Source organism: Streptomyces sp. A2-16, from assembly GCF_018128905.1.
Lineage (GTDB): Bacteria > Actinomycetota > Actinomycetes > Streptomycetales > Streptomycetaceae > Streptomyces.
The window spans coordinates 9,385,189-9,405,405 of record NZ_CP063808.1 but is presented as its reverse complement, the minus strand read 5'-3'; the positions used below and the strand labels follow the sequence as shown (position 1 = coordinate 9,405,405).

Here is a 20,217-nt window from a genome sequence, read left to right as displayed (position 1 = left end):
TGACACAGGACCGGAGGGTCGAGGAAACGGCAGGTCAGGAGGTGCTCGGAGTCCAGTCGCCCAGCCAGTCGGCGACCTCCTGACCGGTGGCCTGCGCGTCGCTGAGCTGCGGTCGGTCGGCCGAGGCCGCGCCCGCGCCCGCGCCGCTGTTCTTGTACTCCGCGAACCGGTCGTCCTTCCAGGAGAAGCCGCTCATGTCGGTCCACGGCGCGGACTTGACGGCCGCGCTCAACGACGTGTTCCGGACGGTCGCCTGCGGGTCGAGACTCGCGTCACCGCCCGCGTGCCAGGGGCGCCCCAGGTAGAAGCTCGCGGACGAGACGTCCCCGTTCACCGTCGAGTTGGCGATGAGGATGCCCTTGCGGTTCGCGGCGGTGCTCGGCGCGGTGATGTAGCCGGCCGAGGAGCCGTCCCAGCGCTTCTTCAGCGTGATGACGGACTTGTCGATCACCGCGGTGGCCCGGCCGAAGATGAAGTCGACGTTGCCGATGACGTAGGAGTTCCTCGTATAGACCCGGCCCAGCCTGTCCTTGGACGCGGTGTCCACGAGCAGTGTGTCCTGGTCGCCGCTGACGATGATCGAGTCGAGGAACACCTTGTCGGCGGCGGTGCGCAGGGCGACGGCCTGCTGGGCGATGTTCTGGTGGGCCTTCTCGTCGAAGTCGTTGGAGATCGTCAGATTGCGGGCCTGGAAGTCGTCGGCCTCCACGGCGACGGTGGCGCTGCCGCCGGTGCCGTAGGTGCCCGAGCCGTCGGGCTTGGGCGTGCCGGACGCGTTGTTGTAGACGATCACCGTGTCGTTCCGGCTGGAGCCCGAACCCTGGATGGTCACGTGCGGCTTGTTGGACGGCACCTTGACGAGCTCGCGGTAGGTCCCCGGCTTCACCGAGATCACCACGCGGGAGGTGTTGCCCGCCGGTACGGCGTTCACCGCGGCCTGCACGGTCGAGTACTGCCCGCTGCCGTCCTTGGCGACGGTGAGCGTGGTGGCCGCCGCCTTGGTCGTGGCCGTCGTCGTACCGATCGAACTGCGCGGCCCCGCGCCGGACTTGAGCAGGGCGGGCACGTCGGTGGTCCTGTCGAGCGTGTAGGCGTAGTACGTCCTCGGGTCGAAGGCGGTGCCCCCGCTCTCGTTCCTGCCGCTCGTCCCGACGAAGGTGTTGCCCTTCTGGACGATGCTCGCGGTGCTGTCCTTGATGACCGGGTTCCTGAAGCCCTGGAACCAGGAGTTCTCCAGGACCATCCTGGTCGCGCCGCGCGCGTAGTTGCCGTAGGAGGAGTTGATGTCCGTCCCGGCCACGTCCTCCAGGAAGTTGTTGTAGAGGTGCGCGTGGGCGGCGTTGTCGGTTGAGGGGTTGCGCTGCTCGGTCTCGCGGATCCAGTTGTGGTGGACGGTGATGTCGGTGACGACGTTCTCCGTCCAGCCGATGCCGAACGCCTTGTTGTCCTGGCTGAGTTTGTTCCAGGAGACGGTCACGTAGGTGCTGTCCTTGCGGACGTCGATGAGCCCGTCGGCCATGTGCCGCAGGTCGTTGTGGTCGATCCACACATGGTGGGCGCCGTCCATCTGGACGGCGTCGAAGTCGTGGTCCTTGTCGTTCCACACGCCCTGGTAGGCGTCCCGGATGGTCAGGTTGCGGATGATGACGTTGTGCACTCCGGGGCCGAGGAAGAAGCCGCCTCCGACGATCTGCCCGGAAGTCCCGGACCCGACGATGGTCTTGTCCGACGCGACCTTGATCTCTTTCCCGACCGGGTTCATGGTGATGGTCGCCGCGACGACGATGACGTACGGCTCGCTCGCGGTCGCGTACCTCTCCAGGTCGGCGAGCGTCCTCACGGTGACGATCTGTCCGTCCCGGCCGCCGTAAGTCCCGTTCTGGCCCAGTGCGTCGACCGAGGCGAAGCCGTCCGCGGCGGCGGTCGCCCAGGCCGGCGCGGCGGTGGTCGCGGCGGAGGCCCTGGGCTGGGCCCCGGGGAGGAAGCCGTGGGCGAGCCCTCCGGCGGCCGTCAGGGCGAGCGGAACACCGAGGGCGAGGGCGGTGGTTCGGCGTCGACGATGCTGGGCCATGAGGTCATCCGTTCCGTGCGGGGGTAGGGACCGCAGTGCAGTCGCCGCCCCCGCACGGATGGTTGCCGCCCGAACTCGCCTACTTGGCGCAGGACTTCGGGTCGAGATTCTCCTGCCACTTGTCCTCACGGCCGTCCGGCTGGCCGTTGGGCAGGAGCTTGTCGGAGATGCCGTCGATGTAGTAGCCGTACGAGTAGATCGTCTTCCAGCTCGCGTCCCGGCCACGCCAGGTGTGCGCGGTGACCTCGCCGTCGCCCTTGTTCCACTGGTAGTCCTCGACGTAGAACACCGGGTTCACCCGGACCACCCGCTGGTACGGCGTCCAGGTGGTCGCCACCTGGGTGCACGGCGGTATCGACTTCTCGCTGCGCCGCTCGAAGGACGAGGTCTTCTCCCAGCCCCACTCGTAGCCGGCGCTGCCGCCCACGGTGCCGGAGAAGATGCTCTTGGCCAGCGAGAGGCTGATGTTGGCGCCGACGCTCTTCTTGGCGAAGGTCTTGGTGCTGTACCCGCTGACGAAGGTCACCTTGTCCTCGGTCGTGCCGTGGTTGCCGGTCCACTCGGAGGTGCGGACGGGCTCGCCCTTCACCGACCAGGTGGAGGCCTGTGCGTACCCGCACCAGCCGCGGAACAGCTCCCACGGCCCGGCGGGCACCCACAGCCCGACGACGTCCCGCAGGTACTCGTCCTGCGTCTTGAACTCGCCGGTGTCGACGTTGAGCGCGCCGTAGACACCGGTCAGGCTGCCCTCCTGGGCGCACAGCCGGTCCAGCATGACGTCGGTGTTCCCGGGGTCCACGCCCCGGACGTTCTGGGCCCCGCCGGGACCGGCGGCCTGCGCGGCCCCCGAGCCGGCCAGCACACCGGCCAGCGCGAGGGCGGTGGAGGCGGCAACGAGGGCTGTTTTTCTCAGAGTTGACGTACGGATGAGTCGCATGGGGGTTGGCTCACTCCCGAGTGCTGAGCACAGATGCGTGGGGCACCTGTCTGACAGCCCTGGAAGATTGCAGAGAACCCGCGAGTAGGGTCGAAATCGCGTGAGGGATGACAGGACATTGACAGAAAGCGGTGTCCTGTTGTCAGTCTTTGCCCGTTCTACGGCGTCGGTGTCTCCGGCGGCGGAGTCGGCGCCCCCGGCAGTCGTACCGTCGCGACGGTGCCGCCGCCCTCCGCGTGGCCGAGGGCGACCTCGCCGCCGGCCTGCTGGACCGTACGGGCCACGATGGACAGGCCGAGACCGGAGCCGGGCAGGGCGCGGGCGCCGGGGGAGCGCCAGAAGCGGTCGAAGACGTACGGGAGTTCCTCGGCGGGGATACCGGGGCCGTGGTCCCGGACGGTCAGCACACCGCCGCTGAGCCGCACCTCGACGGTGCCGCCTTCGGGGCTGAACTTCACTGCGTTGTCGAGGATGTTGACCACGGCGCGCTCCAGAGCGGCCGGTTCCCCGCGGGTGTACCAGGGCTCCAGCGAGGCGTCGATGGTCAGCTCCGGGCCCCGCAGCCGGGCCCGGCGCAGGGCCGACTGCACGGTGTCCTCCAGGGACACCACCTGCACCCGCTCCCCGCGCTGGCCCTCCGACCGCGACAGCTCCTGCAAGTCGCCGATGAGAGCGGCCAGTTCGGTCATCTGCGCCTTCACGGAGGCGAGCAGTGCCTTGCGGTCGGCCTCGGGGATGGGGCGGCCGGTCTCCTCGCTCCGGGTGAGGAGCTCGATGTTCGTGCGGAGGGAGGTGAGGGGGGTGCGCAGCTCGTGCCCCGCGTCCGCGATCAGCTGCTGCTGGAGCTCGCGGGAGTTGGCGAGGGAGGAGGTCATCGAGTTGAACGACCGGGACAGCCGGGCCACCTCGTCCTCGGCGTCCTCCTCGACGGGGATGCGGATGCCGAGGTCCTCGGTGCGCGCGACATGCTCGACGGCCTCGGTGAGCTTGTCGACGGGCCGCAGCCCCGCCCGGGCGACGGCGAGCCCGGCGGCCCCGGCACCGAGGACGCCTACGCCGGAGACCAGGAGCAGGATGAGGGCGAGATCGTTCAGTGTGGACTGGGTGCCCTTGAGGGAGACGGCGATGCTGAGGGCGGTGGCGGGGTACATCTGGGGCGGACTGTTCGGGCCCTGGACGAGCAGGGGCATGGTGAGCACGCGCACGGCCTGGCCGTCGCCGTCGGTGCCGTTGCGGATGATGCTCTCGCCGGTGAGGGAGGCGTTCTTGATGACCTCCTTGTCGGCGCCGGTGACCTTCACCGTTCCCGCCGAGGTCGCCGAGACACAGGCCTTGCCGTTCGACTTGACCAGCTGGATGTAGGCGTTCCTGGTCCCGAGGTCATTGGTGCCGGCCCGGTAGGTCCGGTCGGTCTGGGGGGCCTGAGGGCAGCTGCTGAGGAGTCCCACGACCTGGTCGTACCGCTGTGGCTGCTGCATCCCCTTGAGATCGGCGTCGACCTGGTCGTACAGCTTCCCCTGCACGATGAACCAGCACGTCACCGAGACTGCCGCCACCGCGAAGGCCACGGCCGCCGCGACCAGCATCGACAGCCGCGCCCGGATGGAGAGCGTGCGGAACCGCCGTACGACCCTGTTCACTCCGCCCCGCCCTGCCGGAGCACATACCCCACGCCCCGCACCGTGTGCACGAGCCGCGGCTCGCCGCCCGCCTCCGTCTTGCGGCGCAGGTACATGACGTAGACGTCCAGGGAGTTGGAGGAGGGCTCGAAGTCGAAGCCCCACACCGCCTTCAGGATCTGCTCGCGGGTGAGGACCTGGCGCGGGTGGGCCATGAACATCTCGAGGAGCGTGAACTCGGTACGGGTCAGCTCCACCGGCCGCCCCGCCCGGGTCACCTCCCGTGTCGCGAGATCCATCCGCAGGTCCGCGAAGGTGAGCGCCTCGTCGTCCACGGCGGCCGCCGCCCCGGCCGCCGCCGCGTACGAGCTGCGCCGCAGCAGCGCACGCACCCGGGCGAACAGCTCGTCCAGCTCGAACGGCTTGACCAGGTAGTCGTCGGCGCCCGCGTCGAGCCCGGTGACCCGGTCGCCGACCGTGTCGCGGGCGGTCAGCATGAGGATGGGCGTGGTGTCACCGGCGCCCCGGATCCGGCGGGCGGCCGTGAGTCCGTCCATGCGGGGCATCTGGATGTCGAGGACGACCAGGTCCGGCTGGTAGGCGGTCGCCTTGTCGAGTGCGTCGGCGCCGTCCACGGCGACCTCCGTGTCGTAGCCCTCGAAGGCGAGACTGCGCTGGAGTGCTTCGCGCACCGCCGGCTCGTCGTCGACGATCAGAATGCGCTGGGGGTCACGGTCGCCTTCGGCGGGGCTCATGGCTGCTGATTCCTCGGGTGCGATGGGAACGACACGGGACTGAGGGTAGTGAACGCTTTCAGCCTCGCACGGTTCCCTGCCGGCGCTGAAGGTCGTGCTCAGGGCGTCAGCCGCGTACGGTACGGCGGCGGCTGCGGGCGGCGCCGGCCCCGCGGCGGGCCACCGCCGTGGACGCCACCTCGGGCGCCCGGGGCACCGGGGCGTGCAGTGCGTACGCCACCTCAAGGGCCAGGGCGAACCCGGCCGGGTCGGTACCGGCCACCGTGTGCGAAACCTGCTCGATCATGGCGTACTCCTTACGACGGTCCGGGAGGTGTCAGTTGTCGGCGCCGCCGGCCCGCAGGGTGGCCAGGTCCGACTTGACGGTGTTGATCGGGATGGAGAAGCCGAGGCCCGCGCTGCCGGCCGTCGAGGAGTCCGAACTGGCCGAGTACATCGCCGAGTTGATGCCGATGATGTTGCCGTTCATGTCGATCAGCGCGCCGCCGGAGTTGCCCGGGTTCAAGGACGCGTCCGTCTGGATCGCCTTGTACGTCGTCGTGGACGAGCCGGTGTCGCCGTTGAACTGCTGGCCGCCGAACTCGAACGGCCACTGTCCGCCGCCACCCTGTCCCTGCCCTTGTCCCTGGCTCTCGTCCGTCGAGACGGTGACGTCACGGTTGAGGGCGGAGACGATGCCGCTGGTGACGGTGCCGGTCAGGCCCTCGGGGGAGCCGATCGCCACGACCTGGTCGCCGACCTGGACGCCGTCGGAGTTGCCGAGGGTGGCCACGCTGAGGCCGGAGGCGTTCTCCAGCTTGATCAGGGCGAGGTCCTTCTTGCTGTCGGTGCCGACGACCTTCGCGGTGTAGGTCTTGCCGTCGCTGGTGCTCACCTTGATGGAGTCGGCGCCGGAGATGACGTGGTTGTTGGTGATGATCTCGCCGTCACTGGTGATGATCACGCCGGAACCGGTGGACTCCCCGGCGTTGGAGGTGGCGTTGATCTCCACGATGCTCGGGCTCACCGCCTTGGCGACCCCGGCGACCGTGCCCTTGGCGGAGGACGGCACCACGTTGGTGCTGGTGCTGCTGGAGGCGACCGTGTCGTTGCCGGCCAGCTCCTGGATGCCGTAGGCGGTGCCGCCTCCTATCGCCGCGGCGACGATCGCGACGGCGGCGAGGAGGGCGAGGGGGCCGCGGGTGCGCCTCTTCGGAGCCGGCGCGGGCGCTCCGGGCTCCACGGGGGGCGCGGTGAGGAGAGCGGTTCCGCCGCCCCCGTCACCGCCGTACGAACCGGCGCCGCCGGAGGCGAAGGGGGTGGGCTGAGCCTGCTGCTGCCCCGGCCACCCGGCGTGGGGCTCGGCGGCCGGCTGCTGGACCGGTGTCACGGGCGGCTGGGCCGGCGGGGGCGGCCACTCGGGGTTCACGGGCGACGAAGCGTGCTGCTGCTGGGCGCCCTGGTGGGGGTTGTCGTACTGCTCGTACTCGCCGTCGCGGCGGAAGCTCTCGGTCATGACACTCAGCTTGTCCCGCGACCATGAGAGCTCCCTGAGTGCTTCCTGAGAAGCCCGGCAGAACCTCGTATGCCCGATATAAGGCCGTCGCTGGGTGTGGTCCCGGCGCTCTCAGGAGTTCTTCAGAGAACTCACTCGCACCCGCAGGACCGCCGTACGACCAGGCGGGACGGGAACACCTTCAGGCGCTCGCGGCGGGACCCGGCGACCCGGAGTCCGTCGTCCAGGACCAGGTCCACCGCGGCCCTGGCCATCGCCGACCGGTCCGAGGCGATGGTCGTCATCGGCGGATCCGCGAGCGCGGCTTCCTTGATGTCGTCGAACCCGATGACCGCCAGCTCGCCCGGCACGTCGATACGCAGCTCGCGCGCGGCCCGCAGCAGGCCGATCGCCTGGTCGTCGGTGGAGCAGAACACGGCCGGCGGGCGATCGGGTCCGGCGAGCAGCCCGAGCGCCACCTGATACGCGTCGTAGCGGTTGTACGGCGCCTCGAAGAGCCGTCCCTCGGTGGGCAGCCCGGCCTCCCGCATGGCCTGGCGCCAGCCCTCGACATGGTCGGAGACCGGGTCGCCGACGGAGGGGGTGTCGGCCGTGCCGCCCATACAGGCGACGTAGGGGTAGCCGTGCCCCAGCAGGTGTTCCACGGCGATCTTCGCGCCGGTGACGTCGTCGAGGACGACGGCGACGTCGTCGATGGCCTCCGGCCGCTCGTGCAGCAGCACGACCCGGGCGTCCCATGCGTCGATCTCGGCGGCGGCGTTGTCGTTCAGCGCGTGCGAGACCAGGATCAGCCCGGAGACCCGCATTCCGAGGAACGCCCGCAGATAGTGGACCTCGCGCTCGCCGATGTAGTCGGAGTTCCCGACGAGCACCATCTTCCCGCGCTCGGACGCGGCCTGTTCGACCGCGTGCGCCATCTCCGCGAAGAACGGCTGGCGCGCGTCCGGCACGATCAGGCCTATGAGATCCGTGCGCCGGGACGCCATCGCCTGGGCGACCCGGTCGGGCCGGTACCCCAGCTCCTTGATCGCGGCGAGGACACGCTCGCGCGTGGCCGGGGCAACCGGCCGGGGTCCGTTGTTGATGACATAGCTGACTACGGCGGTGGACGTTCCCGCCAGCCGCGCCACGTCATCCCTGGTTACCTTGGCCACGCGCGGAGTCTACGCGGATGGACCCGCCCTGGGCAGGGCGTGAAGCAGGTCCCGGTACCCCCGCCGAGGGGCTGGCGGGCGTGCGTCGGTGCCGGAGCTCTGCCCATGCGCGGGACCCGCTACGCCTCTACGTCCTCGAGAGCGGCGCTCTCGTCCGCATCCTCCGGCTTTGCCCGGTCCGCCGCGACCTTCGCCTCGTCGCCGACCCGGTCGCCCTTCTCGGGCGTAACGAATCGATAACCGACGTTCCGGACGGTCCCGATCAGCGACTCGTGCTCGGGTCCGAGCTTCGCGCGCAGCCGTCGTACGTGCACGTCCACGGTCCGGGTGCCGCCGAAGTAGTCGTAGCCCCAGACCTCCTGCAGCAGCTGCGCGCGCGTGAAGACGCGGCCCGGGTGCTGGGCGAGGTACTTGAGGAGCTCGAACTCCTTGAAGGTGAGGTCGAGGACCCGGCCCTTGAGCTTCGCGGAGTAGGTCGCCTCGTCGACCGACAGGTCGCCGTTGCGGATCTCCATGGGGGAGTCGTCGGCGACGATCTGCTGGCGGCCCATGGCGAGGCGCAGCCGCGCCTCCACCTCGGCGGGGCCCGCCGTGTCGAGCAGGACGTCGTCGATGCCCCAGTCGGCGGTGACGGCGGCAAGGCCGCCCTCGGTCACGACGAGGATGAGCGGACAGCCGGGCCCGGTCGAGCGCAGCAGCTGGCACAGGCTGCGGACCTGGGGCAGGTCACGGCGTCCGTCGATGAGGATGACGTCGGCACCGGGGGTGTCGACGAGGGCGGGGCCTTCCGCCGGTGCCACGCGCACGTTGTGCAGCAGCAGGCCAAGGGCCGGCAGCACCTCCGTCGACGGCTGGAGGGCGTTGGTCAGGAGCAGCAGAGAACTCATACGTCTGGTTCCTCCTCGGTCCCGCGAGGTCACGGCTTTCGTATACGGGGGTATCCGAAAGCACGAAAGGACCCGGGGGCTGCGTCGCCCGAGTCCTCTTCCCAGGAGAATAGCCCACATGGGCATTGATCCGGCAGGTCGTGTGGTGCGTTCCACCGTAAGTCCGCACTCTGAGACACACAGACATGCACCTATACGGACGTTTCTGCACACCGACGACGGTGTGACGATCGATTCCGTATACGATCCGCCCTCCTTCGTATACGACGCCTCCCGGCCATCCGCGCGTGACCTGGTGTTCGTGATCGCGCACGGTTTCACCGGCGATGTGGATCGCCCACATGTTCGCCGGGTGGTGAAGGCGTTCACGCAGTACGGCGGCGTGGTCACGTTCTCCTTCCGCGGGCACGGAGCCTCCGGCGGACGCTCCACGGTCGGCGACCGCGAGGTGCTCGATCTGGCCGCCGCGGTGGCGTGGGCGCGTGGACTCGGCCACGCGCGCGTGGTGACCGTCGGCTTCTCCATGGGCGGTTCGGTGGTGTTGCGGCACGCGGCGCTGTACCGCGCGGACGGGGGTCCGGACGGACAGGGGCGCGAAGGGCGCACAGGCGCGCACGCGGACGTGGTGGCCTCGGTCAGTGCACCGGCTCGCTGGTACTACCGGGGCACGGCCCCTATGCGAAGACTCCACTGGCTGGTAACCCGTCCCGCGGGCCGCGTGGTGGGCCGCTACGGATTCCGCACCCGCATCCACCACCGCGAGTGGGATCCCGTGCCCCTCTCCCCGGTCGAGGCGGTACCGGGGATCGCCCCCACCCCCCTGCTGATCGTGCACGGCGACCGCGACGGCTACTTCCCGCTCGACCACCCGCGGATGCTCGCGGAGGCTTCCGGCGGCCACGCCGAGCTGTGGATCGAGCCCATGGGTCACGCCGAGCACGCGGCCGGCGACGAGCTGCTGGCCCGTATCGGGGACTGGGCTGTCGCAGCGGGCGGCTAGCCTGGCCCCGTACACCACCGATCGATTGAGGAAGCGGATGCCAAAGGTCACGGTGCGCTACTGGGCCGCCGCGAAGGCCGCGGCCGGGATCGCCGAGGAGCCGTTCGACGCGGCCACGCTCGCCGAGGCGCTGGACGCGGCACGCGAGCGACACCCCGGCGAACTCGTGCGCGTCCTGCAGCGATGCTCGTTCCTCGTCGACGGTGACCCCGTGGGCACCCGCGGACATGAGACGGTACGGCTGGCCGACGGCGGCACGGTCGAGGTGCTCCCGCCGTTCGCAGGAGGGTGACGATGACGAACCAGCCGTACGAGGGCTACGAGGAGTACCCGCAGCAGGGCTGGCCCGCCCACGCCCAGCAGGGCCACGACGACCCGCAGGCCCCCCAGCACCACACCCAGCAGTGGCAGGGCCAGACCTGGGACACCCAGGTCCGGACCCCGGTGGTGGGCGCCGCGGAGACGGCGTACCTGCCCCAGCAGCAGCACGACGCGGGGGCGCAGGGGTACGGGTCGCAGGGCTACGGCGGTGAGCAGCAGGGCTTCGGCGGGGAGTCCCGGAACTTCGGCGGTGAGCAGCAGGGCTTCGGCGCGGAGCCCCAGAGCTACCGCGCGGGACAGCAGGCGCCCACCGCTGCCGGACAGGGGCCGGCCTCCTACGGCTCCGCGCCGACGCCTTCCGGCCCTGCGGCCTACGGTTCCACGCCGCCCGCCCCTGCTCCCGGTCCCTCGGCCTACGGTTCCGCGGCCGGGACGCCCGGGCCGGATGCGTACGGCTCCGCGTCGGCGGCCGGTCCGGCCGCTCACGGTCCCGTCGGTCACGGGTCCGCCCCGGTGGGCGGGGGCGCCGTCCAGGGGGCTCCCGGTGCCGCCGGTTCCTCCTCCGGCTACGGCCCCGCCACTCTCGCCGGGAACACCCGGGTCACCGACGCCCAGCGGGCCCGGCTCGAAGGCCGGTCCCCGATCATCGAGCCCGGCATCCAGCCCGCCGCGCTCACCGCGCTGCTCGGCCTGCTGCTCTCCGGCACGGCCGCGGTCGGGTCGTACGCCCTCCTCGTGCCCCTCGTCGTCCTCCAGGCCGTCACCGCGGCCGGCTGGTTCCGGCTGAACGGCATGTGGCCCGCCCGGCAGGGCATCGCGCTGGCGTTCCTCGGCGCGCTGGTGGCGGACGCGGCACTGCTGACCGCCGGCCGGGAGAACGCGCCCGCCGCGATCCTCGGCACCCTCGGCGTCTGGGTCCTGCTCAGCCTGGTGATGCAGCTCCGCTCGCACGCCGACCCCGACGAGCGGATGTACGGCCTGATGGCCACCGTCGCCTCGGCGGCCCTGGCGATCATGGCGACCGGCCACCTCGCGGCGGACCCCGACGCGGTGACGGTCGGCGCGGCCGCGGTGGCCGTGGCGGTCCTGGCCCGCGCGCTGCCCCTGCCGACCCCGGCCTCCGTGGTCGTCTCCCTGCTCGCCGCGGCCGGTGCGGGCATCGCCGTCGGCGGGATGACGGGCCTCGGCGCGAAGGGCGCCCTGCTCGGCGCGGGTGCCGCGGTGTGCGCGCTGATCGGCCACCGGGTCGCGAGCTACGACTACCCGTCCCGCTTCGTGCACTTCACGGCGGGCGTGGCCCTGCCGCTGGCCGCGGCCGCTCCGGCGGTGTACGTGCTGGGCCGGGCGATCAGCTAGGCGTCTCGACCCAGAGGCAGAAAGGGTGCCCGGACGGGTCGTAGAGCACCCGTACGTCGTCCTGCGGCTGGTACTCGGCGAGCCGCGCCCCTTCCGCCAGGGCCCGCGCGGTCTCGGTCTCCAGGCCGTCCGGGCCGCCGTCGACCTCGATGTCCAGGTGCAGCATCATCTGCTGGTCGCCGGGCTTGCGCGTGGGCCAGACCGGCGGGACGTACTCGGGTTCGGTCTCGAAGGCGAGGGACGTGCCCTCGGTGCCGGGCGGCGGGCCGATGAGCACCCAGTGCGGCTCCTCGGCGCGCACCACGTACCCGAGCAGGCGCTGGTAGAAGGCGGCGAGCTCATGGGCGTCGTGGGCGTCGAGGACGACGGTGGACAGCCTCGCGGAAGGGGACATGAGCGCCTTCCTACTGCCGCCGCTTCTTCCCGTCCAGCTCGTCCCACCATTCGTCGGACTTCGGGTCGCCGGAGGGGTCGTCCCACCAGCGGTCGTCGGGCCCGCGCCGGTTGGCGACCATCGCGGCGAGCGGGGGGATCACCATGGCGACCACGCACATCCCCACGGCCACCGGGATCGACCAGAGCCGCACCACTGCCCAGGCCAGGACGAACAGACCGATGCACGTGCCCATCATGGCGAAGTAGACACGCCGTCGTCGCGCCAACATGCCTCCAGCGTAGGCCCGCACAGGCCGAAGGGCCGCACCCCAGGGGGTACGGCCCTTCCGCTGCTCAACTGCCTCAGACCGCGATCGCGACCTCCGCCAGTCCGCCCTGCTGGGCGACGACCGTGCGGTCGGCGGTGGCGCCCGGAACCAGGGCGCGGACGGTCCAGGTGCCCTCGGCCGCGTAGAAGCGGAACTGGCCCGTCGCGGAGGTGGGGACCTCCGCCGTGAACTCGCCGGTCGAGTCCAGGAGGCGGACGTAGCCCACGACAGGCTCGCCGTCACGCGTCACCTGGCCCTGGATCGTGGTCTCACCGGGCTTGATCGTCGAGGCGTCGGGGCCGCCGGCCTTCGCTCCACACATGTCTTTCTCCAGATTCAGAAGGGTCTGACCGGAAGGAAGGCCGGTCGGGTCGAACGGGGTGTCTTACTTGTTGGCGCCGAGCTCGATCGGAACGCCGACCAGGGAGCCGTACTCGGTCCAGGAACCGTCGTAGTTCTTGACGTTCTCGACACCGAGCAGCTCGTGCAGCACGAACCAGGTCAGGGCCGAGCGCTCACCGATACGGCAGTACGCGATGGTGTCCTTGGCGAGGTCGACCTGCTCCTCGGCGTAGAGCTCCTTGAGCTCCTCGTCCGACTTGAAGGTGCCGTCGTCGTTGGCGTTCTTCGACCACGGGATGTTGCGCGCGGACGGGACGTGACCGGGACGCTGGGACTGCTCCTGCGGCAGGTGGGCCGGGGCGAGCAGCTTGCCGGAGAACTCGTCGGGGGAGCGCACGTCGACCAGGTTCTGCGAACCGATGGCCGCCACCACGTCGTCGCGGAAGGCGCGGATGGCCGTGTTCTGGGCCTTGGCCTTGTAGTCGGTCGTCGGGCGCTCGGGCACGTCCTCGACCAGCTCGCGGGCGTCCAGCTCCCACTTCTTGCGGCCGCCGTCGAGCAGCTTGACGTTCTCGTGGCCGTACAGCTTGAAGTACCAGTAGGCGTAGGACGCGAACCAGTTGTTGTTGCCGCCGTAGAGGATCACCAGGGTGTCGTTGGCGATGCCCTTCGCCGAGAGGAGCTTCTCGAAGCCCTCCTGGTCGACGAAGTCACGGCGGACCGGGTCCTGAAGGTCCTTGGTCCAGTCGATCCGAATGGCATTGCGGATGTGGTTCTTCTCGTAGGCGGACGTGTCCTCGTCCACCTCCACGATCGCGATGTTCGGGTTGTCGAGGTTGGCCTCGACCCAGTCGGCGTCGACCAGGACGTCGCTGCGGCTCATGCTCGTTCTCCTCCGGGGCAGTTGCGGCGGGGCGTGCGGAAGGGTGCGCGGGGCGCACGGGTGCCTGAGAGTCCAGGGCAGGGGGATGCGGAGGTCGGTGCCGTCCGCTCAGAAGGGGCGACAGAGCATGGCGGCGACGCGGCACAGGTCTACTGCCCGCCGCTTCGTGAGATCCGCCTGTCGCTTCATAGTGGTCGATCGTAGGGACGGACATACCGGCATGTCACCGGTGTGTCGCATGCTGAGATGCGATCGTCCGGGATGTGAGACCAGAAAGCCGCCCGGGCCGTGGTCCCACGGTTCCCGGGCGGCTGTAGCCGTCATCACATCTACGGTACGGACGTCGCCGTCTCGCCTGTCGGACGTAGGGCGCCCGGTCCGAGGCTCGTCCTACCCGGCGAGCTTGACGTCCGAACCCTTCACCGCGATCTCCACACCGTTCGCACCTGCTTCGACCCGGTCGAGCTTGATACCGCCCGGCAGACCCTCGATCTTCTGGTCGAAGTCGGCGATCGAACGGAAGTCGGAATCGGCGAGGGTGAGGCTGCCGAAGCTGGGGATCGAGTCGGCGTGCACCCGCACCGTGTCGCCGTCCACGACGCTGACCGTGCTGAGCACGGAGACGGGCTCCTTCAGGGCGCTGATCTCGATGTCGACCTTGATCTTGCCGTTCCCGCCGTCGGAGAGGCCCGTGACCCTGGCGGTGACGCCCAACGGGAGTTGGGCCTCCTGGGACTTGGCCGCCTTCAGCAGCTGGTCGTAGGCGATGGTCGCGCTCCCGGCGGCCGTGCTGGCGGTGGCGGAGCTGTAGTCGCCGGAGAAGGCGACGCCCTTCATGGCGGCGTTCAGGTCGTCGATGCGGATCGTGCCCCCGCTGGTCCCGGTGTCCGCGTCGTAGTCCTTCATCCCGACCTCGACGTCGTCGAGCTCACCGCCGGCCACCTGGGTCAGGAACGGGAACCCCTTGATGTCCACGCTCGGCGTCGTGGTCAGCCCCTCCTGCGTCTTCAGCCGGTCCGCGACCTCGCCCTCCGCGAAGTGGACCGCCAGACGGTCGGCGGCGACGAACAGCCCACCGAGAATCACGGTGATGATCAGAAGTATTCGCAGGGCGCGCATGCGGTGGATCCCCCAGAGCGGCGGTGGTGTCGACGGACGAGTGGCCGTCGAGCGTGAGACTAACCCCGCCGGGTAAGGCGCCCGTTGAATTGTCGACCACCTGTGACAGGCGCCGCGGGTCCACTCGGTCCGCTCAGTAGACGAGCGCCTGCGTCCCGTCGGCCAGCGCCTCCTGGACGAACACCTGCGCCCCCGCGATCCGTACGCCCTCGATGACGTCCTTCTCCGTGATGTCCCGGCGGGCCGCACACTGCGTGCACAGGGTGAGCCGCCCGCCCGCGAGGATCGAGTCCAGCAGGTCGGGCAGCGGCGCCGCGTGCGGCAGCTCGAACTCCGCGGCCCGTCCCGGCAGCGCGAACCACGCCGACTCCCCGGTCAGCCACAGCGACACGTCCACCCCACTGGCCACGGCCACCGCCGCCACGGTGAACGCCTGTGAGCACCGCTCGGGTGCGTCGGCCCCGGCGGTCACCTTGATCACGAGCTTCTTCGCCATGCGGGCAGCGTAGTGCGTACGGGGGCCCGGGGCGCGTGGCCGGATCGTGATGGCCGACTCTGCAACTCCGGGCGCCGACCAGGGGTCTCCTGGGGGACGCGCACGCGGAAGGCGTGCCTCGTGCTCTGTGGGAGACGCAGTGGAAGTACCCGACGAAGAGTCCGCCGACGCGCGGGCCGGGACGGTGGAGCCGGCTCCGCCCCGCCGGTTCCGTACGACCTCGCTGGTCGCCGTCGCGGCCGTGCTCGGTGTCCTCGCCGGGACGGGTGCCGGATACCTGGTCCAGTCCGGCCGGGAGCCGCGGATGCCCGCGCTCGGCGGGCCGGAGCTCCCCCGCGCCCACGGCCCGCAGCCGGAGCCGCTCTCCGCCGAGCGGGACCGCAAGGTCAGGAACGACGGTGACCTGCGCGAGCTGCTGCTGCGGAAGCCGGGCGGTGCGAGCACGCCGGACTGGGTGGAGCCCCAGGGCTGGATGGACCTCGCCACCTACGCCGAGATGCGCGAGGACCCCGAGAGCGCCTACGACAGGCTCGAGGAGCAGGAGTTTCTCCGGGCGGCGGTCACGGGCTGGAGCGCCGACGGCGACGACGTGGAGATCTGGCTGGCCCAGTTCGAGCAGCGGGAGGCCGCGACGGGACCCGCCGACGACAGCGGCAGCGCCCGCTACTGGGCCGAGACGGACCCGGACGTGCGGACCCGGCCGATCCCCGGCACCGGCGAGGGCAAGGCGTACGTCCACCCGAAGCCGGTCCGCGAAGCCGGCGGCGCCCCCTTCTACACCGCGGAGGCCCACGCGTCCCGCGGCGACCTCTCCCTGCACGTCTGGGTCTACGGCGACGACCCGATCCCCTGGAGAACGATCATGGATCTGGCCGAACGGCAGATGGAGCGGCTGTGAGCGCGACGAAGAGCGGTGGGACAGGGACACCGGAGCACGAGGACGCGGTGCCGGAGTCGCGGGGGGAGGCCGGGGTGCCGGCTTCGCAGGGCGAGGGCGCGGTGCCGGAGTCGCGGGGGGAGGACGCGGTGCCGGAGTCGCGGGGGGAGGCCGGGGTGCCGGCTTCGCAGGGCGAGGGCGCGGTGCCGGAGTCGCGGGAGGAGGTCGGCGTGCCGGAGTCACAGGGGGACGGGGACGCCGGGGCGCCGGCGTCACGTGGACGTCTTCCGCGGGCCGCCTCCGCCCTGCGCTGGATCGTCGCGGTCGCCGTCCTCGCCGTGGCTGGGACGGCGACCGCGTACGGGATCACCCGGCTGGACCGGGAGGACGTCCCCGGACTTCCGGCGGAGGCGGACGGGCTGTGGGAGTTCCCGCCCCTGACCGCTGCGCCGCTGCCCTCCGACAGCCCGGCCCCCTTCGCCGACGAGGACGACCCGGGCGTCCACCACGCGGATCCGCGGGCCCTGGTACTGCCCGCGCCCGAGGGAGCGGTGGAGGACCGGGCCCTGCGCGGCCGGGACGGCTGGTCGGCCACGGACGACTTCCTGTCCGAGTACGCCGAGCCGGACCGGGCCACCCTCGGGCAGCTGCTCGTCGACACCGGACTGCGCCACATCACCGCCCGCGGCTGGACCACGGGGGACGGCACCCGCACCCGGGTCTACCTGCTGCGCTTCGGCACGGCCGCGGTCGTGGACGACCTCTTCCACCAGCACATGGCGCCGCGCGACGCCCCCGGCCACCGAGTGCGCGGGGCGGAACGGTCCGTCCCGGACGAGGACCTCCCCGACGTCTCCGGCATCGCGGAGATCCGCCGCGCCGTGTACGACGAGCCGCGGCCGTACGGCACCGAGCACGTCCGGCAGGCCTACCTGTCCGCCGGTGACGTCCTCGCCGTGGTGCTCCAGTCCCGCGCGGGCACGGTGGCCACCGTGCCCTTCGCCCAGACAGTGGCCCTCCAGAGCCGCCTCCTGGCCTGATCCGGCGCGCGGGACGAGCTTCGGACCGTGTTCCTCGTCCCTGTGTCCGGATCGTGATCACCTGCCGCACAACTCGGGGTGCTGACCGGAAGTCACCTGTGAAGCGCGCATACGGAATGCGCGCTTCACGTCTTGTGGGAGACGCGTTGGAAGTACCCGAAGAGAGATCCGGTGGGCGCCGCCGGGGCCGTACGACATTGCTGATCGCCGCCGCGGCCGCACTCGGTGTCGTCGCCGGGACGTGCACGGGATACCTGATCCAGGCCGACCGCGCCCCGACGAAGCTGCCCCCGCTCTCGCAGCCTGAACTCGCCCAGGCCAAGGGCCCGGCCCCCGAACCCCTGTCCGCCTCCGAGGACCGCCGGGTGAAGACGGACGGTGACCTGCGCAAGCTGCTGCTGAAGAAGCCGGCCGGGGCGAAGGACGGTGACTGGACGGGCGACGACAACTGGATGACGGCGGCCGATCTCGCGCGGCTGGCCGACCACCCGGCCGAGGCGTTCAGCGACCTGGTCTCCGAGGAGTTCCGCCGCGCGGCCGACACGGGCTGGGAGCTCGGCAGCGGCTCCGGCGTCGAGATCCGCCTTGTCCAGTACCGGCAGGAGGAGACGCTCCAGGCCGCCGACATGGCCGACGGCAAGAACGGCTACGAGGACTCCGTGTCCGGCAGCAAGAGCTGGCCGGTGCCGGGGAGCGACAACGCCAGGGTGTACATCCACACCAAGCCGGACACCAAGCCGGGCTATCTGCCCCAGTACAACGCCGGGGCCGTCGCCTGGCGCGGGGACATTCTCATGCTGGTCTTCGTCTGGGACACCAAGCCCGTCCCGAAGGCGAAGATCATGGATCTGGCCGAGCGGCAGGTGAAGAAGCTGTGAGCGAGAGCGAGAGCGAGAGCCGGCAGGCGGGCAAGGCCGGTCCCGCCGAACTCACGGCCTCCACCGAGCCGGTCGCGTCCGTGAGGCGGCCCGCACGTCGGGGTCGTGTCGCCGCGGTGATCGGGTCCGTGGTGCTGGCCGGGGCGGTCGTCGCGGGGGTCGCCTGCACGGTGGTCACCGTCGAAGGCGCGGACGTCGACGCGGGCGCTCCGGTGTGGAAGTTCCCCAAGGAACGGGCCGGCAAGGAGAAGGCCGCCCCCGCGAAGGGGCTGTCGGCGATGCTCGTCCCGTACGGCGCCGACGGCTGGAGCCGGGGGCCCGACATCGGCGAGTACGGGGCCGACGCGCAGCTCAGCGGTGCCCAGGCCACCGCGCTGCGCAAGGAGTCGTTGAGCGGGCTGCCGCGGAGCCGGCGCAAGGCGCTGGAGAAGCAGATCGACGAGCAGCGCCTCACGGGTGTCGCAATGCGCAGCTACGTGAGCACCGACGAGCTCTCGTCCGTCTACACGGACCAGGCCTCCACGGTGACCATCGCGCTGGTGCAGCTGGACAACAAGGCGGCCGCGCGGTCGATCACCCGGTTCCAGAACGGGTTCTACGACGCGCTCGGCGACTTCCTGCGCGAGGGGCCCCGGATCGAGGGTCACAAGGACGCCCGTTGCTTCCTGGCCCCGGAGGACAAGGACGAGAAGCTCGACTCGATGTACTGCTCGGCCCGGCAGGGCAACGTCCTGGTCAGTCTCACCGCGGACAGCGCGAAGCCCATGCAGCAGCACGGTGTCGCCATGCTTCTGCGGGAACAGCTCGACCGCATCGCGGAACCGGGGGAGTCGGTATGACGGAACAGACGGAAGAGAAGCCGACCCGGCCCGTGGCTCCGGCCGCCGATCGTGACAAGTCCGAGCTGCCGGACCCGGGCGTGGAGACCGCTCGGGCCGAGGCGGCGGTACCGGTCCACGAGGCCGGGCAGGTCGGGACGCCGGATCAGACCGGGGCGACCGACCGGGCCGACGGGGTTCAGGACGCAGACCAGCCCGACCGGAGCGATCCGCAGGCCCGGGTGCAGCCGCCCCGGCCCGCCGAACCCCCGGCCACCACGACCACATCCCGGCCCGAGCCGGCGAGGACGCCTGAGTCCGCGGCGGCGCCAGCGCCGGTGGCCGAGCCCGCGCCGGCTCCGGTGTCAGGGCTCGTGGCGGAGCCCACGCGTGTGCCTGAGTCCGCGGCGGCGCCCGAGGGGGTGGCCGAGCCCGTGCCAGCCCCGGTGTCGGGGCTCGTGGCGGAGCCCACGCGTGAGGTCGCAGCGCAGCTCGCGGCCGTGCCCGAGCCCGGATCGGCACCCGTGTCCGAGCCCGGATCGGCACCCGTGCCCGCGTCAGGATCGGCACCCGTGTCCGAGCCCGGATCGGTATCCGCGTCCGATTCCGGCCCGGCGCCCGCGGCCGATCCCGCCCTCGCTCCGGACCCCGCCCCCAAGAACCGCCGTGTCCTGCGGGCAACGCTCCGCTGGACCGCTGCCGTCCTCGCCTTCGCCGCGTTCGGGGCCGGGACCGCGTACGGGATCGCCGGGATGGAGCGGACGGACGTGCCGGGGCTGGGGACGGTGTCGGACGGGCGGTGGGTCTATCCGACGTTGACGAAGGCGCCGTTGCCCTCCGGGAGCCCGGGGCCGCTCGACGCGGAGAACAAGGCAGGCAGCCACTACGCCGATCTGAGGGCGCTCGTGCTGCCCGCGCCCCAGGGGGCGACCGTCGACAAGGCGCTCAGCGGGACCGACGGTTGGCTGGCGACGAAGGACCTGCTCTCCGAGTACGCCGAGAAGGAGGACCGTGAGGAGCTCGGGAAGCAGTTGTCCGAGAGCGGCCTGCGGCACATCGCGGCCCGCGGCTGGAGCACCCCCGACGGCACGCACACCCGGATCTACCTGCTCCAGTTCGACACCGCGGCCGTCGCGGACGACCTCTTCGGCAGGGTCCTCGCCCCCTACGGCAGCCCTCACCACGCACTGCGCGACGCCCCCGACTCCGTCTCCGACGAGCACTTCCCGGACGCGGCCCGCATCCAGGACATCACCGCCTCCGTCTACGTCGAGTCGAAGCCGTACGGCGGGGAACAGACCCGCCACGCCTACATCAGCGCCGGAGACGTCCTCGCCCTCGTCGTCCAGTCCCGCAAGGGCGCCGCGAACCCCGTCCCGTTCCAGCAGACCGTGACCCTGCAGAGCCAGCTCCTGGGCTGAGCCCCGGTAAGGGAACCTCGCACCGGCCCCCGGGCCCCGGCCGC

The 20,217-nt window shown here is 71.2% G+C and carries 22 protein-coding genes; 8 read left to right on the top strand and 14 right to left on the bottom strand.

The genetic code is table 11. The annotated features are described in order from the left end of the window. Nucleotides 1-34: 34 nt before the first annotated feature. The 8 genes from IOD14_RS42230 to IOD14_RS42195 form a co-directional block, all read right to left on the bottom strand. Nucleotides 35-2,071: a pectinesterase family protein gene (locus tag IOD14_RS42230; RefSeq protein WP_212673014.1), complete on the bottom strand. Its 2,037-nt coding sequence runs from the start codon at nucleotides 2,069-2,071 to the stop codon at nucleotides 35-37. 79 nt (nucleotides 2,072-2,150) lie between these two features. Continuing rightward, entirely contained in the window at nucleotides 2,151-3,008 is an 858-nt protein-coding gene (locus IOD14_RS42225; RefSeq protein WP_123990166.1) for a hypothetical protein, read from the bottom strand. Nucleotides 3,009-3,166: 158 nt separating this feature from the next. Further along, nucleotides 3,167-4,648 (bottom strand): HAMP domain-containing sensor histidine kinase, encoded by a 1,482-nt coding sequence (locus IOD14_RS42220; protein WP_212673013.1) that lies wholly within the window; start codon nucleotides 4,646-4,648, stop codon nucleotides 3,167-3,169. Then, on the bottom strand, nucleotides 4,645-5,382 hold the full coding sequence (locus IOD14_RS42215; protein WP_123990164.1) for a response regulator transcription factor: 738 nt from the start codon (nucleotides 5,380-5,382) through the stop codon (nucleotides 4,645-4,647). The genes IOD14_RS42220 and IOD14_RS42215 overlap by 4 nt, the downstream gene beginning before the upstream one ends. 106 nt (nucleotides 5,383-5,488) lie before the next feature. Continuing rightward, the gene (locus IOD14_RS42210) at nucleotides 5,489-5,668 is read right to left on the bottom strand and encodes a hypothetical protein (protein WP_123990163.1); all 180 of its coding nucleotides are present in this window, start codon (nucleotides 5,666-5,668) and stop codon (nucleotides 5,489-5,491) included. Between the two features lie 30 nt (nucleotides 5,669-5,698). After that, the gene (locus IOD14_RS42205) at nucleotides 5,699-6,877 is read right to left on the bottom strand and encodes a trypsin-like peptidase domain-containing protein (protein WP_212673012.1); all 1,179 of its coding nucleotides are present in this window, start codon (nucleotides 6,875-6,877) and stop codon (nucleotides 5,699-5,701) included. A gap of 131 nt (nucleotides 6,878-7,008) precedes the next feature. Beyond that, nucleotides 7,009-8,031 (bottom strand): LacI family DNA-binding transcriptional regulator, encoded by a 1,023-nt coding sequence (locus IOD14_RS42200; protein ID WP_123990161.1) that lies wholly within the window; start codon nucleotides 8,029-8,031, stop codon nucleotides 7,009-7,011. 119 nt (nucleotides 8,032-8,150) lie between these two features. Continuing rightward, the gene (locus tag IOD14_RS42195) at nucleotides 8,151-8,918 is read right to left on the bottom strand and encodes a response regulator transcription factor (protein WP_123990160.1); all 768 of its coding nucleotides are present in this window, start codon (nucleotides 8,916-8,918) and stop codon (nucleotides 8,151-8,153) included. A 118-nt stretch (nucleotides 8,919-9,036) separates the two neighbouring features. Between IOD14_RS42195 and IOD14_RS42190 the strand changes: the two genes are divergently transcribed. Genes IOD14_RS42190 through IOD14_RS42180 form a run of 3 tightly spaced genes read left to right on the top strand, consistent with a single transcriptional unit; the run spans nucleotide 9,037 to nucleotide 11,595 of the window. Continuing rightward, nucleotides 9,037-9,918, top strand: a complete 882-nt coding sequence (locus IOD14_RS42190; protein ID WP_212673011.1) for an alpha/beta fold hydrolase — start codon at nucleotides 9,037-9,039, stop codon at nucleotides 9,916-9,918. A 37-nt stretch (nucleotides 9,919-9,955) separates the two neighbouring features. After that, the gene (locus IOD14_RS42185; RefSeq protein ID WP_123990158.1) at nucleotides 9,956-10,210 is read left to right on the top strand and encodes a MoaD/ThiS family protein; all 255 of its coding nucleotides are present in this window, start codon (nucleotides 9,956-9,958) and stop codon (nucleotides 10,208-10,210) included. 2 nt (nucleotides 10,211-10,212) lie between these two features. Continuing rightward, nucleotides 10,213-11,595, top strand: coding sequence for a hypothetical protein (locus IOD14_RS42180; RefSeq protein WP_212673010.1), 1,383 nt, complete (start codon nucleotides 10,213-10,215; stop codon nucleotides 11,593-11,595). On the opposite strand, the gene IOD14_RS42175 is transcribed toward IOD14_RS42180, so the two are convergent. From IOD14_RS42175 to IOD14_RS42150, 6 genes are all read right to left on the bottom strand, one after another. Beyond that, nucleotides 11,588-11,989, bottom strand: a complete 402-nt coding sequence (locus tag IOD14_RS42175; RefSeq protein WP_123990156.1) for a VOC family protein — start codon at nucleotides 11,987-11,989, stop codon at nucleotides 11,588-11,590. The two genes, IOD14_RS42180 and IOD14_RS42175, sit on opposite strands and share 8 nt — an antisense overlap. A gap of 10 nt (nucleotides 11,990-11,999) precedes the next feature. Then, nucleotides 12,000-12,260: a DUF3099 domain-containing protein gene (locus tag IOD14_RS42170; RefSeq protein WP_123990155.1), complete on the bottom strand. Its 261-nt coding sequence runs from the start codon at nucleotides 12,258-12,260 to the stop codon at nucleotides 12,000-12,002. A 73-nt stretch (nucleotides 12,261-12,333) separates the two neighbouring features. Then, entirely contained in the window at nucleotides 12,334-12,621 is a 288-nt protein-coding gene (locus tag IOD14_RS42165; RefSeq protein ID WP_020122955.1) for a DUF1416 domain-containing protein, read from the bottom strand. 63 nt (nucleotides 12,622-12,684) lie between these two features. After that, nucleotides 12,685-13,524: a sulfurtransferase gene (locus IOD14_RS42160; protein ID WP_123990154.1), complete on the bottom strand. Its 840-nt coding sequence runs from the start codon at nucleotides 13,522-13,524 to the stop codon at nucleotides 12,685-12,687. 390 nt (nucleotides 13,525-13,914) lie between these two features. Further along, nucleotides 13,915-14,643: a DUF2993 domain-containing protein gene (locus IOD14_RS42155; protein ID WP_123990153.1), complete on the bottom strand. Its 729-nt coding sequence runs from the start codon at nucleotides 14,641-14,643 to the stop codon at nucleotides 13,915-13,917. Nucleotides 14,644-14,776: 133 nt separating this feature from the next. Further along, entirely contained in the window at nucleotides 14,777-15,139 is a 363-nt protein-coding gene (locus IOD14_RS42150) for a DsrE family protein (RefSeq protein ID WP_123990152.1), read from the bottom strand. Nucleotides 15,140-15,278: 139 nt separating this feature from the next. Here IOD14_RS42150 and IOD14_RS42145 point away from each other — a divergent pair, with 139 nt between their 5' ends. The 5 genes from IOD14_RS42145 to IOD14_RS42125 all read left to right on the top strand — a co-directional run bounded on the left by IOD14_RS42145 (nucleotide 15,279) and on the right by IOD14_RS42125 (nucleotide 20,173). Then, nucleotides 15,279-16,037, top strand: coding sequence for a hypothetical protein (locus tag IOD14_RS42145; RefSeq protein ID WP_249126207.1), 759 nt, complete (start codon nucleotides 15,279-15,281; stop codon nucleotides 16,035-16,037). Further along, on the top strand, nucleotides 16,034-17,056 hold the full coding sequence (locus IOD14_RS42140; protein ID WP_349252447.1) for a hypothetical protein: 1,023 nt from the start codon (nucleotides 16,034-16,036) through the stop codon (nucleotides 17,054-17,056). The genes IOD14_RS42145 and IOD14_RS42140 overlap by 4 nt, the downstream gene beginning before the upstream one ends. 146 nt (nucleotides 17,057-17,202) lie before the next feature. Continuing rightward, nucleotides 17,203-17,934: a hypothetical protein gene (locus IOD14_RS42135; RefSeq protein WP_249126206.1), complete on the top strand. Its 732-nt coding sequence runs from the start codon at nucleotides 17,203-17,205 to the stop codon at nucleotides 17,932-17,934. Then, entirely contained in the window at nucleotides 17,931-18,773 is an 843-nt protein-coding gene (locus IOD14_RS42130) for a hypothetical protein (RefSeq protein ID WP_249126205.1), read from the top strand. Before IOD14_RS42135 ends, IOD14_RS42130 begins: the two co-directional genes overlap by 4 nt. 650 nt (nucleotides 18,774-19,423) lie before the next feature. Further along, nucleotides 19,424-20,173, top strand: a complete 750-nt coding sequence (locus IOD14_RS42125) for a hypothetical protein (RefSeq protein WP_249126341.1) — start codon at nucleotides 19,424-19,426, stop codon at nucleotides 20,171-20,173. Nucleotides 20,174-20,217: the final 44 nt, after the last annotated feature.

What these genes read in the sequence shown, in the direction of transcription:
- IOD14_RS42190 (WP_212673011.1), top strand. Translation starts at nt 9,037, where the DNA reads ATGGGCATTGATCCGGCAGGTCGTGTGGTGCGTTCCACCGTAAGTCCG.
- IOD14_RS42170 (WP_123990155.1), bottom strand. Translation starts at nt 12,260, where the DNA reads ATGTTGGCGCGACGACGGCGTGTCTACTTCGCCATGATGGGCACGTGC.
- IOD14_RS42175 (WP_123990156.1), bottom strand. Translation starts at nt 11,989, where the DNA reads ATGTCCCCTTCCGCGAGGCTGTCCACCGTCGTCCTCGACGCCCACGAC.
- IOD14_RS42155 (WP_123990153.1), bottom strand. Translation starts at nt 14,643, where the DNA reads ATGCGCGCCCTGCGAATACTTCTGATCATCACCGTGATTCTCGGTGGG.
- IOD14_RS42225 (WP_123990166.1), bottom strand. Translation starts at nt 3,008, where the DNA reads ATGCGACTCATCCGTACGTCAACTCTGAGAAAAACAGCCCTCGTTGCC.
- IOD14_RS42150 (WP_123990152.1), bottom strand. Translation starts at nt 15,139, where the DNA reads ATGGCGAAGAAGCTCGTGATCAAGGTGACCGCCGGGGCCGACGCACCC.
- IOD14_RS42165 (WP_020122955.1), bottom strand. Translation starts at nt 12,621, where the DNA reads ATGTGTGGAGCGAAGGCCGGCGGCCCCGACGCCTCGACGATCAAGCCC.
- IOD14_RS42215 (WP_123990164.1), bottom strand. Translation starts at nt 5,382, where the DNA reads ATGAGCCCCGCCGAAGGCGACCGTGACCCCCAGCGCATTCTGATCGTC.
- IOD14_RS42180 (WP_212673010.1), top strand. Translation starts at nt 10,213, where the DNA reads ATGACGAACCAGCCGTACGAGGGCTACGAGGAGTACCCGCAGCAGGGC.
- IOD14_RS42195 (WP_123990160.1), bottom strand. Translation starts at nt 8,918, where the DNA reads ATGAGTTCTCTGCTGCTCCTGACCAACGCCCTCCAGCCGTCGACGGAG.
- IOD14_RS42160 (WP_123990154.1), bottom strand. Translation starts at nt 13,524, where the DNA reads ATGAGCCGCAGCGACGTCCTGGTCGACGCCGACTGGGTCGAGGCCAAC.
- IOD14_RS42230 (WP_212673014.1), bottom strand. Translation starts at nt 2,071, where the DNA reads ATGGCCCAGCATCGTCGACGCCGAACCACCGCCCTCGCCCTCGGTGTT.
- IOD14_RS42205 (WP_212673012.1), bottom strand. Translation starts at nt 6,877, where the DNA reads ATGACCGAGAGCTTCCGCCGCGACGGCGAGTACGAGCAGTACGACAAC.
- IOD14_RS42210 (WP_123990163.1), bottom strand. Translation starts at nt 5,668, where the DNA reads ATGATCGAGCAGGTTTCGCACACGGTGGCCGGTACCGACCCGGCCGGG.
- IOD14_RS42185 (WP_123990158.1), top strand. Translation starts at nt 9,956, where the DNA reads ATGCCAAAGGTCACGGTGCGCTACTGGGCCGCCGCGAAGGCCGCGGCC.